Consider the following 11,753-nt stretch of genomic DNA (forward strand, 5'->3'; position numbering starts at 1 on the left):
CCGATGATTGGGAGGCGACCTTCCGTCAAATGGCACTGTATGACTTCGGTAACGACGTCAACATAGGTTTCGTCTTGGCGTATTTCAGGAGCTTCGCCGTTCCGCAAATATCAAAGGCACTTCTTGCGTCCGGCGAAATCACGCAGAGACCGGGCAAACGGTCGACGGATACCGGAATTGTTGTGTATGAAATCATTACGCACGGTTTTGACAGCGAGCGGGGGCGCAGCATGGTGAGCCTGCTGCGCCGCGTGCATGCGGGCGTTCCCGGTACCGATGATGATTTTCTCTACGTACTGATTAGCCTGCTTATCGCGCCGCTACGGTGGCTTGATAGCCACGGATGGCGAGCCGTGGAGCCAACGGAACGCGCAGCGGCACACCGCTTCTTCTTTGAGCTCGGGCAGCGCATCGGGCTCGAGGTAATTCCCAGCAGCTACAACGAAGCAGCGGTGTTCTTCGACGATTACGAAGCGTCACACGTGGCGGCATCCGCTGCAGGAATTGCTCTCATGATCTCAGCCCTACCCGCATTCACCAATAAGCTCCCACACCTGGTGCGCCGTTGGGACCGAGAAATCCTTGGCGCACTCATCGGCGACGTGCGGGTGAGCACAGCCCTCGGCCTACCATCGCCGGGCCGCGGTTTAACCGCCGCAGTGCGTGCACTTCTCACGGCGCGGAACGTGCGTACCGCACATTCGGCACCTTCAGAACTGCCAGTCTTTGCTTCTGGCGCGGCGACGACGATCTACCCGACCGGTTACATGCTTTCCGAAGTCGGCCCGCCGGAGTCGCGCCGTTAGTACATCGGATCGTCCGTCGCCCAGGGTCAGTGCCCGGTACCGCCGGCGATGGCGTACGACCACAGCTCGCTGCTGACACCGACCGGGCGCGCGGCCGGTTCGCCCTCTTTCGGCGTCTCGCTGCGGTGCCCGTGGGCGAACGACGGAGAGCTCAACCAGGCCTGGAACGATTCTTCGTCGGCCCAGCGAGTCAGGACAAGCCAGGTGAGGCGGTCATCGGTCGGCTTCAGCAGCTCGAAGCCTTCGAAGCCGGGCCGGTCGTCGACGGCGCCAGCACGGGCAGCAAATCGGCGGGCAAGCTCGTCGCCGCCGTCGCTCGGCACGGTGATGGCGTTAATTTTGATGATCGTCATGAAATTGCTTTCTGTTCGAACGCGCGAAGTGTATTTGCTCCATGCTGCCACTCTCGGCTGGCAGGCCGCGGCGGTGCTACCGCGACCAGGCACAGCCGTGCGGTCGGCGCATCTGAATCCCGTGGCACACCGGGTTCCCTATGCTCGAACTACGCGACCTTTCTCCTGATCGGTCCGGGCGTGCCGGAGCGCAACGTGATAGACCACGTGTAACCGAATTTTTCCCGTAACCTCAACCCTGTTTGGAGCTACTATGCCGATCACCGCTTTTCTCGATATCCATGTCAAGCCCGAGTCCCTCACCGAGGCTCCCGAGTTGTTACACGACACTCTGCTGACCACCCGCGCTTTTGATGGATGCCTCGGTGTCGATGTGCTCGTCGACACCGAAGACCCCACGCACTTTGTCCTTGTAGAACAGTGGGTCTCGCTGGAGCACGATGACGCCTATCGCGCATATCGTGCTGGACCGGGTAAATCTTCTCTGGGACCGATCTTGTCCGGCACGCCCGTGCTCACCAAGTTCGAGATCGCCACGGACATCTGACGCAACCGCCAGGTGCCACTCCAAACCCTCAACGCTGGGGCCGTCGGCGCACCCGTCTTCTCTTGCTCGGTCTCGTTGCCTATGCTGGAGGGCATATGCGACTTCTCCTGATCCGCCATGGCCAGACTCCCGGCAACGTTCTCGGGCGGCTTGACACCGCGCATCCCGGTCCTGGCCTGACCGATCTCGGTCTGCGCCAGGCAGCGGCGATCCCCAATGCGCTGCGCTCCGAACCAATTGACGCCATCTTCGTGTCGACGCTGCTACGCACCCACCTGACCGCGCAGCCGCTCGCCGCCGATCGCGGTCTTGAGTTACGGGTCGCGACCGGGTTGCACGAGATCGAAGCCGGCTCGATTGAGGGGCTACGCGATCGGGCCTCCGTTCGCACCTATCTGGAGACCGTGCTGGCGTGGGGCACCGGCAACCTGGATAAGAGAATGCCGGGAGCTGACGACGGCCACGGCTTTTTCCGGCGCTTCGACGCCGACATCGCGCTTGCAGCCGCGGACTCTGAGGTCGCCGCGGTCTTCAGCCACGGCGCCGCTATTCGTGTCTGGACCGCGGCCCGCGCGCAGAACGTACCGGCGAGCTTTGCGGGAGAGCACGAGCTCGACAACACCGGTGTTGTGGAATTCATGGGCTCGCCCGAGGAGGGCTGGACCCTGCTGTCCTGGGCCGGCCTGCCGGTGGGCGGGATGGCCCTTGCCGACCTGGGTGCTGCCGACCCCCTGAGCGATCCGCTCCCCGGGGTGTGAGTCGGGGGATGTGAGTCGGGGCGTGGGTCAGGGTATCCGTTCTCCGACCTGAAACACCAGCCCCGCTATTTCGGCCCGGCGCGGGGAACCCGGGGCCGCACCAGAGCGTGGCTGTCGCGCAGCAGCTGTTCAACCAGCTCGACAGGCACATGGCCATCGAGCACGATCGTGATCCAGTGCTTCTTGTTCAGGTGGTAGCCCGGCGTGATCCACGGCGAAAATTCTTCCCGCAGAGCGCGGCCCTCTTCCGGATCACACTTAAGCGACACCGTGAACGGCTCGCCCGCCAGGGCTGCGAGGGCAAAGATTTTGCCGTTGCCACTGGTCTTGAACACGCTCGTCTCGTCGCCGAATGGAAATGTTTCTACCGCCTGGGGCAGGCCCAGACAGAGGTCGACGAGCGCGTCCGGGGTCACGCTGCCAACCTAGCCCCTCGAGCTAGACAGTGACGAGGTTCATCGCATCGGCCGTAAGCTCGACCGAGCGCAGGCGGTCCTCGATCGACGGAGACTGGTGGGCGAGAATGAGCTCATCGGCCCCGGTTCCTTCGGCGAACTCCTCGAGGTAGGCGCGCACCTCATCGGCGGTACCAACCGCCGAATAGCGCATCATGTCGGCGATATTGCGGCCCTCCGGCGTGGTCAGAAACATGTCGATCTGGTCGTCATCGTATTCGGGGGTTGCCGGCCCGCGAGAGAGCATGCCGCGTACCCGGGTGCGGCGGGTCGACTCAAATTGTGCCACTGCATCCGCTGTGTCGTCGGCGGCGATCACGTTGGCCGCAACGATGAGGTGCGGCGCTGCCAGCTGCTCTGACGGCGTGAAATCACGGCGGTAGAGCGCGATCGCTTCGTGCAGCGCGTCGGGCGCGAAATGCGAGGCGAAAGCGTAGGGCAGGCCGAGCGCTGCGGCGAGCCCGGCACCGAACAGCGACGATCCGAGAATGTACAGCGGCACATTGGTACCGGCCCCGGGCACGGCCTGCACGCCGGGCACGATCGACTGGCCGCGCAGGTAGGCCTGAAGTTCTATGACGTCCTGCGGAAACTGGTCAGAAGCGCGCGGGTCGCGGCGCATCGCCCGAGCGGTGTTCTGGTCGCTGCCGGGCGCGCGACCCAGACCCAGGTCGATGCGGTCAGGATAGAGCTCGGCGAGGGTTCCGTACTGTTCGGCAATCACGAGTGGGGAGTGATTGGGCAGCATGACGCCGCCGGATCCGAGCCGAATCGTGGTGGTCTGCCCAGCCACGTGCCCGATCAGAATGCTCGTCGCCGATGATCCGATGGTCGGCATGTTGTGGTGCTCGGCATACCAGACCCGCTCATACCCGTGTTTTTCGGCCGTCTGGGCAAGCGCAACACTCCCCGCGAAGCTCTCCCGAACGGTTTGGCCGGGGGTGATCGGAGCAAGGTCAAGGATGGAGAGCGCGATAGTCATACTGGGGGCAACACCGTCGCACGGAAATCGTTACCCGGCTCCCGAAAGGTTCCCGGATTCGCTTGGTCAGGTCAATCACGGGGCGCCAATCATCCGCGGCATCACTCGCCTGATCCAAACCGGCCGACACCGGGCACGAATCGCCCGACCCGCGCACCGTAGCTGCGGTAATCGGAGTGCTCGGCCACGAGCATCCGCTCTTCCCACCGTGTCTTCATCGAGAGCAGCCCGACCAGCGCGATCCACGCCACCACGTGCCAAACGGATGCCCCCACCAGCACCAGCGCGACACCGCCGGTCATGAGTCCCGCGTAGATCGGGCTGCGGAGGAGCCCGTATACCCCCGTGGTGACCAGTTGGGCCTCCGCGCGTGGAATCGGACTCGCGGTCAACGCCGAGCCCAGTCCGATGAGGCCAAGAACCACGAGCACGGCGCCGACCAGACCCAACGCGATCGCTGCCACGATCACCCCGACGTTCGTCGCCCAGAGTGTGCCGTGCGGTAGGAAGGCCAGGGCTGCCAGCAGGAGGAATTGCCCGGTCACCAGGCCGAGTGCGAGTGCACGTTTCATAGTGCGAGGATACGCCCGGGTGCAACGAGCACTCATGCAGGTCACCGGCAGATCACCGCCATGTAATGAAATGAAACATTTTCGCTTTTCGGCAGACAAACACACGACGACAAGTTAACCTCGTGCGAATAGACCTGCTCCGCCGACGCCGCCGGAGAGTGACATCGGGCTTCGATTCCGATCGCGTGTCGACTTATCGCGCACGATCGACTCGGGCCACGCGCCTGCTCTGGCAGGTGCATTCGCCCGGCACCTCTGACGAGGTGCCCCGCTGAAGTGGAACCACCATGACCGACGACGAACTCCTGCTTGAAATCGACTACACCGGCTATGACAGCTCGTGCCGCGATCCGCACATCACACCCGCCGAGGACCTCGTTGAGTGCCGACGCCTGCGCGGCCACGGTGACGAACCACACGGTACCAGGGCCGGCATGCGCGCCATCCGCTGGCTGACCGGCGCCGTTCCCCTCGCCGCGTAGATAGCCGACTGCTTGTCGCCGCTCGGCCGGCTGCCAGCTGCTACGTTCCGCGGGTATCCTCGACAGGTGCATTCAACCGACCAGACCCGAATACTCGGGACCACCGCGTGGCGCGGCCTCGAGCAGGCCCACGAAGAACGCGCCGACGCGTTTACCCGTGGCCGCCGCGAGCGCGCGGCAACCGGCCAGACGCATCCGGTCGAGGATTTTCTGTTCACCTACTACCCGTTTCGTCCCGGCTTGTTGCGCCGCTGGCATCCAGGAGCCGGCGTGCTGCTGCAGGGCGCTGCCGCCGAGCCTCGCGCGAACTGGAAGTGGTACCGTCGCGAAGGTAGCGACAGCCAGGTGGACGCCACCGCCTTCTTCGAGAAGAACGAGCGCGTCATGCGCTTCATCGGTTCACTGCTCAGTGCGACTCGGCAACGCCCCGCCCAGTTCGGCTGTTTCGGACTGCACGAGTGGGCGATGGTCTACCGCCAGGGCGAGCACCGGCATGTTGCGCCGCTGCGGCTTGGCCAGAGCGACACCGACGCCGTCGTCGACGGCAACCGCGTGGCCTGCAGCCATTTCGACGCGTTTCGGTTCTTCACCCCCGCCGCTATTGGTCGGAACCAACTGCAACCGACGAGGGAGAACCAACCAGTTCTGGAGCAGCCGGGGTGCCTGCACGCCGGAATGGACATCTACAAGTGGGTGATCAAGCTCGGCCCACTCGTTCCCGGCGAGGTTTTGCTCGACTCCTTCGAACTCGCCCGCGACATTCGCCAGCTCGACATGGAGGCCTCGCCCTACGACCTCGCCGATTGGGGCTACGCGCCGGTCGCGGTCGAGACTGCCGCCGGTAAGGCGGAGTATGTGCGCCGCCAGCGCGGTTTCACCGAGCGCAGCAACGTCTTGCGTGACCGCGTCGTGGGCCTGCTCGCTTAGAGAAACTCCCCCGCTTGCCATCGAGAAGGGGTTGCCAGACTCTTCTCAGGCTTTGCCATCGCCACCCGCGGACGCCCCTCGTGGCGGCGATCGACCCACGTCACGGCGAGCATTGTCCCCGCCAAAAACGATGCATGACACCCGTTTGGGGTGCGTCGACCAAACCGGACGGAGCAGGGCTCCGGACCATTCGTGCGGCCCGAGTGAACTTCGGGTCGGAACAGAACAACGAACAGGAGCTCTCATGAATATGATCACGAAGCACACGAACGTTCGCAAGATCACCGCGCTGGGAATCACCGGCGCGGCAGCATCCGCTCTCATCATTGGAGGCTTTGTCGCCCCCGCCCAGGCGTTTGACGGCGACAGCACCAGCACGACCACGAGCACCGACAGCTCGTCCGAGCAGGACCGCCTTGACGTTATCGGCGACCTGTTCAACCTCTCTGGCAACGACTCGACCGGCAACGGCGTGCTCGGCAACGACACCTCCGTCGGGGGCGTCGGCAACGGCGGAATCCTGAACGGCGGCGTCGTCAACGGTCCGCTGGTCGATGACTCGCTCAACAGTGACATCGGTGATGTCGCGTCGGGCAATGAGGTCGGCAACGACGCGTCAATCGGCAGCGGCAACGACGTTGTCGCACCGATCGAAGCTCCCGTCACCGCCCCGGTTGACGCCGGTAACGGCACCGACGTTGGCACCGACGTCGGTGGCGTCGACGTTGAAAACATCGACGGTTCGGTCGATTCGATCGTCAACGATGTTCTCGGCGACCTCGGACTCGGCCTCGGACGCTAACGCGTTCGACTAGAAGTAAGGGCGTCTCCCACGCGGGGGCGCCCTTTTCGTGTTTCAGCCGCGCTGGTACGACTCGATGACCTCGCGCATGCGCGGCAGGCCGAACTGGTCGGCGATGGCCACGCCACTGTGCGTGCCGAGGCGGGGGTCGGCATCCGCTTCGAGCAGCAACCGCAGAATCACCTCGTTGTTTCGAAAAACCGCGCAGGAAATGGCGGTCTGGCCCATCGCGTTGATAGCGGATGAGTCCGCGCCGCGCCGTAGCAGCTCAGCGACAGTATCGGCGTGCTGCTGGTACGCCGCCACGATCAGCAGCGTGTCTCCACGAGGGTTGACCACGTCGAGGGGAACTCCGGCGTCGATCATCTCGCCCAGCGGGCCGGTCAGGCCGTCGCGGGCGAGGTCGAAAACGCCCTCGATGACCTGCGGGCTGATAGCTCCGCCGGGTACTTGCGTGTTCTCGTTCACTGATACTCCCGCTCGACAATCGTGTACCCAGCGTATCCGTATCGGCCCGTCGCGCGAGGTGCAGGTCACAGTTTGGGTTCCTGGAACTGGCGGCGCGATGGATGGGATGCCGCACTCGGAGCGCGCCGACGTGGATCGCCTAGTCTCTACCTGACGAGACCGTGACGCATCGGGAACCGCCTGGCTACGACGTACCGCTACCGCGCGCTAGTACCAGCCCGATGCTTCCGACTTGTCCCAGGCATCACAGGGTGTGCTGTACCGACTCGCGATATAACCCAGGCCCCACGAGATCTGGGTCGCAGGGTTGGTCTGCCAGTCGGCTCCGGCCGAGGCCATCTTGTTGCCGGGCAATGCCTGCGGGATGCCGGTGGCACCGCTGGAGGCGTTGTAGGCGTTCACGTTCCAGCCTGATTCTTTGTCCCACAGGCTCACCAGGCAACCAAACTGATCGTCACCCCAGCCGTACTGGTTCGCCATGAGCTGACGGGCGATTTGCTGCGCAGCGTTGGGGTCTGCTGGAGCGGACGGGCGGGCCGGTGCCGCCGGGACGGCATCGGCAGCTTCGGCCTCAGCAGCAGCCGCCGCCTCAGCAGCAGCCGCCTCAGCAGCAGCAGCAGCAGCAGCCTCAGCACTAGCCTGGGCAACGGCTGCCTGCTCGGCGGCAAGGCGATCGACCTCCGTCGTGGAGGCATGCACGTTCGCGGTTTCGGTTGTCGTGACGTCGACGAGCTCGAAAATGCGCTCCGGAGCAAGCAGGGTGACGTGGGAGAGCGAGGCAACGGACGCCGACAGGTCCGTGGCATCCGTCTTACCGTGCGCTGCGGCGATGACGACGCTGGCACCAGACACGGCACTCTCAGAGGCCTGTTCGGCACGCGCTCGCAAGCGCTCCGCATTGAGTTCCAATTGCTCGTCGTGTCCAGCGCCGCTGGAGGCAAGCGCTGTCATGACGGCTGTGCGCGCGTTTTCGTCTGCGACGCTGGATTGCACCGCGAAGCCGGTGCCGACGACTGCGGCGATAGCAGTGATGGCGCCGGCTGCCAGGAAGCCGGTCCGCTTCCGGCTCCGGCGGCGACGCGCAGTCTGAATGCGGCTCGCGTCAGTCTTGACAGGGGTGGTGGGCGTGGTTGAAGAAGAGATAGGCCTAGCTTTCAGAAAAACGAATCGCTGGCTGTCGCGCGGGCGGTTCTGGTTCGACACTCCACCCGCGGCGTCCGCGGGCGAAAAGACCAGTCTGCACGGCTTTCCTGAACCTTTCCTCACTTTTACTGCGTCGGTCGCCGGCACAGCCGTCATCGTCCTGATCCCCCGTATCGGCGAGGAAAGTATCCGTAACCCGGTCAGCTCAGCCCCTCGGAGCCGACGAGGGCAACGACCTGGTCGTCGATCGTCAGTGCCCGCTCACGGTCCTCAACCACTTCACGCTGCCTCTCACCCTCGCCTGGCTGCACCATCACATCGTCGCTGAGCACCCGCGCTCCCCCCTCCCCGATGGCACCCGTGGCCACCCTAAGTTCACACGGGGCACCCGAGTTTGCGCGCCACGATCACGTCCATCGGGGCGCCCGGCGCCCGCGCCACCTCGAAAGCGACCGGCACTCCCCCACGCGGCAGCCGTGGTGGAATAGGGGAATGTTGCACCGAAACACCCCCGCGCACAGTTTTGTCCCGTCCCACGACGGTGTGCAGTTGGCCACCTATGAGCTCGGCGACCCGGAGCACCCGACCGTGGTCGTGGTGCACGGCTTCGCTTCGAGCGTCATCGCTAACTGGCACGCCACCGGCTGGACCCGAGATCTGACCCGGGCCGGTTTTCACGTGATCGGCATCGACCAGCGCGGCCACGGCGCCAGCGACAAACCACACTCCCCCGACGCGTACACGATGGAATTACTCGTCGCCGACGTCGAGGCGGTGCTCGACGCCTACCTGCTCACCGAGGTGTGCTACGTGGGCTACTCGCTCGGTGCCCGGGTGGGCTGGCAGGCTGCCCGCAACCTCGGCGGCCGCATCACCCGGGCGGTGCTCGGCGGGATTCCCGACGGTGATCCGCTCAAAAGTTTTCAAGTAGCGGATGCCCGCGCCCATCTCGAACACGGCCGCGAGGTCAGCGATCGCCTCACCGGCGTCTATCTCGCCATGGCGAAGACCCTGCCCGGTAACGACCTCGCCGCGCTCGTCGCCCTGGTTGAAGGCATGCGCGGCGGCCCGCAGCCCGGCGCCGCAAACGCACCCACTCAGCCGGTGCTGTTTGCCACCGGCAGTGAGGACACCATTCTCGACGCCTCCCGGGTGTTGGCCGACGCCACGCCAAACGGTGGCTTTTTCGAGATTCCCGGCCGCAACCACTTCAATGCGCCCACATCGCGGCCGTTCCGCGAGGCGGCCATCGGGTTCTTGAAAGCCTAGGCCTCAGCCACGCGACACCGTTTCGGCGTCGTTGACGTGCCCACCGGGGTTGTGAGCCCAGATAACGCCGTTCGGGTCAGCGACGTGCCCGTGAAAGATACCGCCGAAAGCGCCGACACTGGATTCACCCGTTTGAGAAGCGGGGAAACGCCGCTTGCGCACCCGGCGCTACGCACGACTGAAAGCGGATACTGCGGCCGCGGGCATCCGCTTTGCAAGTTGCCAGACGAGCCTTAACACCGGGGGCGAACTCTTCGACTACCGTTGTACTATGACCGCCCCAGACACTACAACGCAGAACGAGGCAGATTCCGCCTCCATAACGAAGACATTTGCCGACCTTGGACTCAATGACGCCATGCTCAAGGCGCTCAAAGTTGTCGGCTACGAGACCCCCTCGGCCATTCAGGCCGCCACTATTCCCCCGCTGTTGGAGGGTCGCGACGTTGTCGGACTCGCCCAGACCGGTACCGGCAAGACGGCTGCGTTCGCGCTGCCTATTCTGAACCGACTCGACCTGTCGCAGAAGAACCCGCAGGCGCTCGTGCTCGCGCCCACCCGCGAGCTCGCGCTGCAGGTGTGCGAGGCGTTCGAGAAGTACGCCGCCCACATGCGTGGCGTGCACGTGCTGCCCGTATACGGCGGACAGGGCTACGGCCAGCAGCTGTCGGCCCTGCGTCGCGGAGTGCACATCGTCGTGGGTACTCCCGGTCGAATCATGGACCACCTCGCGAAGGGCACCCTCGACCTCTCGGAGCTGAAGTTCCTGGTGCTCGATGAGGCCGATGAGATGCTGAACATGGGCTTCGTCGAGGACATCGAGACCATCCTCGCCGACACCCCCGACGACAAGCAGGTGGCTCTGTTCTCAGCCACCATGCCGGCGCAGATTCGCCGTATCTCCAAAAAGTACCTGCACGACCCGGAAGAGATCACGGTCAAGAGCAAGACCACGACCAGCGTGAACACGACCCAGCGCTACCTGATGGTGTCGTACCCGCAGAAGCTCGACGCGCTCACCCGCATCCTCGAGGTCGAGAACTTCGAGGGCATGATCATCTTCGCCCGCACCAAGAACGAGACCGAACTGCTCGCCGAAAAGCTGCGTGCGCGCGGTTATTCGGCCATGGCGATCAACGGTGACGTGCAGCAGGTGCAGCGCGAACGCACGATCAATCAGCTCAAGAGCGGCAAGCTCGACATTCTGGTCGCAACGGATGTCGCCGCTCGCGGCCTCGACGTGGAACGCATCAGCCACGTCGTCAACTACGACATTCCGATCGACACCGAGTCGTATGTGCACCGCATCGGCCGCACCGGCCGCGCCGGTCGCTCGGGCGCAGCCATCAGCTTCGTCACGCCACGGGAACGTCGTTTACTCTCCGCCATCGAAAAGGCGACCCGCCAGCCGCTCACCCAGATGCAGTTACCGAGCGTTGAGGACGTCAATGTGACACGCCTCACTCGCTTCGACGACGCCATCACGGCGGCACTCGACGAGACCGACCGCATCAGCAAGTTCCGCGACATCATCGCGCATTACGTGTCCCACCACGATGTGCCCGAGGTTGATGTGGCCGCGGCTCTTGCCGTGGTCGGGCAGGGAGAAACTCCGCTGCTGCTTTCGGCCGAGGATGTTCGCGCGCAGCAGCGCCTCGAGCGCGACGAGCGGGTCGAACGTTCCGAGCAGCGCGGCGACCGCCCCGAGCGCGGCGGTCGTTCGGACCGCTTCAACCGGGATGACCGTGGCAGCCGGGACGACCGTGGCAGCCGCGACGACCGAGGCAGCCGGGACGACCGCGGCAGCTACGGCGCCCGCGACGACCGGCCGGTGCGCAGCGAACGCCCGGTACGTTCGAGCGGTAAGCCGATGGCCCAGTTCCGCATCGAGGTCGGCAAGCGTCACAAGGTAGAGCCGCGTCAGATCGTCGGCGCCCTCGCCAACGAGGGTGGGCTCAGCCGCGACGACTTCGGGCACATCAAGATCCTGCCGGAGTTCTCGCTGGTCGAGCTGCCCGCTGACCTGTCGAACGACGTGTTCTCCAAGCTGGAGAACACCCGCATCAGCGGCAAGCTCATTGAGCTGCGCGCCGACAAGGGCGGCGCCTCGCGTTCCGCCGAGCAGGGCGATCGCCCGCCGCGCGCTCCGCGCCGCGAGTACTAAAGTCTGATGCAGTCAAGCCCCCTCG

Annotated in this window: 15 protein-coding genes; 8 read left to right on the forward strand and 7 right to left on the reverse strand. The window is 64.8% G+C overall.

What is annotated here, in order from left to right:
• Nucleotides 1–29: 29 nt before the first annotated feature.
• On the forward strand, nt 30–806 hold the full coding sequence (locus CXY74_RS16510; RefSeq protein ID WP_158252386.1) for an oxygenase MpaB family protein: 777 nt from the start codon (nt 30–32) through the stop codon (nt 804–806).
• A 26-nt stretch (nt 807–832) separates the two neighbouring features.
• On the opposite strand, the gene CXY74_RS16515 is transcribed toward CXY74_RS16510, so the two are convergent.
• Nucleotides 833–1,159 (reverse strand): antibiotic biosynthesis monooxygenase, encoded by a 327-nt coding sequence (locus CXY74_RS16515; RefSeq protein WP_104201426.1) that lies wholly within the window; start codon nt 1,157–1,159, stop codon nt 833–835.
• Nucleotides 1,160–1,412: 253 nt separating this feature from the next.
• Between CXY74_RS16515 and CXY74_RS16520 the strand changes: the two genes are divergently transcribed.
• A complete protein-coding gene (locus CXY74_RS16520) occupies nt 1,413–1,706 on the forward strand; it encodes a putative quinol monooxygenase (protein ID WP_104201427.1) in 294 nt (97 codons plus the stop codon).
• Between the two features lie 95 nt (nt 1,707–1,801).
• Nucleotides 1,802–2,464 (forward strand): histidine phosphatase family protein, encoded by a 663-nt coding sequence (locus tag CXY74_RS16525; RefSeq protein ID WP_104201428.1) that lies wholly within the window; start codon nt 1,802–1,804, stop codon nt 2,462–2,464.
• A gap of 65 nt (nt 2,465–2,529) precedes the next feature.
• On the opposite strand, the gene CXY74_RS16530 is transcribed toward CXY74_RS16525, so the two are convergent.
• The 3 genes from CXY74_RS16530 to CXY74_RS16540 form a co-directional block, all read right to left on the reverse strand.
• On the reverse strand, nt 2,530–2,880 hold the full coding sequence (locus CXY74_RS16530; protein WP_104201429.1) for an MmcQ/YjbR family DNA-binding protein: 351 nt from the start codon (nt 2,878–2,880) through the stop codon (nt 2,530–2,532).
• Nucleotides 2,881–2,902: 22 nt separating this feature from the next.
• Nucleotides 2,903–3,901: an LLM class flavin-dependent oxidoreductase gene (locus CXY74_RS16535; protein ID WP_104201430.1), complete on the reverse strand. Its 999-nt coding sequence runs from the start codon at nt 3,899–3,901 to the stop codon at nt 2,903–2,905.
• 101 nt (nt 3,902–4,002) lie between these two features.
• The gene (locus CXY74_RS16540) at nt 4,003–4,473 is read right to left on the reverse strand and encodes an isoprenylcysteine carboxylmethyltransferase family protein (protein ID WP_158252387.1); all 471 of its coding nucleotides are present in this window, start codon (nt 4,471–4,473) and stop codon (nt 4,003–4,005) included.
• Between the two features lie 287 nt (nt 4,474–4,760).
• On the opposite strand from CXY74_RS16540, the gene CXY74_RS16545 reads away from it, so the two are divergent.
• The 3 genes from CXY74_RS16545 to CXY74_RS16555 all read left to right on the forward strand — a co-directional run bounded on the left by CXY74_RS16545 (nt 4,761) and on the right by CXY74_RS16555 (nt 6,684).
• The gene (locus tag CXY74_RS16545) at nt 4,761–4,955 is read left to right on the forward strand and encodes a hypothetical protein (protein WP_104201432.1); all 195 of its coding nucleotides are present in this window, start codon (nt 4,761–4,763) and stop codon (nt 4,953–4,955) included.
• A gap of 66 nt (nt 4,956–5,021) precedes the next feature.
• On the forward strand, nt 5,022–5,882 hold the full coding sequence (locus CXY74_RS16550) for a 3-methyladenine DNA glycosylase (protein ID WP_233193495.1): 861 nt from the start codon (nt 5,022–5,024) through the stop codon (nt 5,880–5,882).
• 244 nt (nt 5,883–6,126) lie between these two features.
• A complete protein-coding gene (locus tag CXY74_RS16555; protein ID WP_104201433.1) occupies nt 6,127–6,684 on the forward strand; it encodes a hypothetical protein in 558 nt (185 codons plus the stop codon).
• A gap of 54 nt (nt 6,685–6,738) precedes the next feature.
• On the opposite strand, the gene CXY74_RS16560 is transcribed toward CXY74_RS16555, so the two are convergent.
• From CXY74_RS16560 to CXY74_RS18275, 3 genes are all read right to left on the reverse strand, one after another.
• Nucleotides 6,739–7,152 carry an ankyrin repeat domain-containing protein gene (locus CXY74_RS16560; RefSeq protein WP_199183271.1) on the reverse strand — a complete coding sequence of 138 codons (414 nt, stop codon included), beginning with the start codon at nt 7,150–7,152 and terminating at the stop codon, nt 6,739–6,741.
• Between the two features lie 207 nt (nt 7,153–7,359).
• The gene (locus CXY74_RS16565; RefSeq protein WP_233193502.1) at nt 7,360–8,355 is read right to left on the reverse strand and encodes a hypothetical protein; all 996 of its coding nucleotides are present in this window, start codon (nt 8,353–8,355) and stop codon (nt 7,360–7,362) included.
• Nucleotides 8,356–8,495: 140 nt separating this feature from the next.
• Nucleotides 8,496–8,627: a hypothetical protein gene (locus CXY74_RS18275; protein ID WP_255409553.1), complete on the reverse strand. Its 132-nt coding sequence runs from the start codon at nt 8,625–8,627 to the stop codon at nt 8,496–8,498.
• A gap of 160 nt (nt 8,628–8,787) precedes the next feature.
• On the opposite strand from CXY74_RS18275, the gene CXY74_RS16575 reads away from it, so the two are divergent.
• The gene (locus CXY74_RS16575) at nt 8,788–9,564 is read left to right on the forward strand and encodes an alpha/beta fold hydrolase (RefSeq protein WP_104201434.1); all 777 of its coding nucleotides are present in this window, start codon (nt 8,788–8,790) and stop codon (nt 9,562–9,564) included.
• A 271-nt stretch (nt 9,565–9,835) separates the two neighbouring features.
• Complete coding sequence (locus CXY74_RS16585; RefSeq protein ID WP_104201435.1) at nt 9,836–11,728, forward strand: DEAD/DEAH box helicase; 1,893 nt, start codon at nt 9,836–9,838, stop codon at nt 11,726–11,728.
• The last annotated feature ends 25 nt before the right edge of the window (nt 11,729–11,753 follow it).

It is taken from the genome of Cryobacterium sp. Y29, from assembly GCF_002929825.1.
GTDB lineage: Bacteria > Actinomycetota > Actinomycetes > Actinomycetales > Microbacteriaceae > Cryobacterium.

Coding starts and splice junctions, on each gene's coding strand:
- CXY74_RS16545 (WP_104201432.1), top strand. CDS start 4,761: ATGACCGACGACGAACTCCTGCTTGAAATCGACTACACCGGCTATGAC.
- CXY74_RS16510 (WP_158252386.1), top strand. CDS start 30: ATGGCACTGTATGACTTCGGTAACGACGTCAACATAGGTTTCGTCTTG.
- CXY74_RS16520 (WP_104201427.1), top strand. CDS start 1,413: ATGCCGATCACCGCTTTTCTCGATATCCATGTCAAGCCCGAGTCCCTC.
- CXY74_RS16535 (WP_104201430.1), bottom strand. CDS start 3,901: ATGACTATCGCGCTCTCCATCCTTGACCTTGCTCCGATCACCCCCGGC.
- CXY74_RS16555 (WP_104201433.1), top strand. CDS start 6,127: ATGAATATGATCACGAAGCACACGAACGTTCGCAAGATCACCGCGCTG.
- CXY74_RS16540 (WP_158252387.1), bottom strand. CDS start 4,473: ATGAAACGTGCACTCGCACTCGGCCTGGTGACCGGGCAATTCCTCCTG.
- CXY74_RS16525 (WP_104201428.1), top strand. CDS start 1,802: ATGCGACTTCTCCTGATCCGCCATGGCCAGACTCCCGGCAACGTTCTC.
- CXY74_RS16515 (WP_104201426.1), bottom strand. CDS start 1,159: ATGACGATCATCAAAATTAACGCCATCACCGTGCCGAGCGACGGCGGC.
- CXY74_RS16585 (WP_104201435.1), top strand. CDS start 9,836: ATGACCGCCCCAGACACTACAACGCAGAACGAGGCAGATTCCGCCTCC.
- CXY74_RS16575 (WP_104201434.1), top strand. CDS start 8,788: ATGTTGCACCGAAACACCCCCGCGCACAGTTTTGTCCCGTCCCACGAC.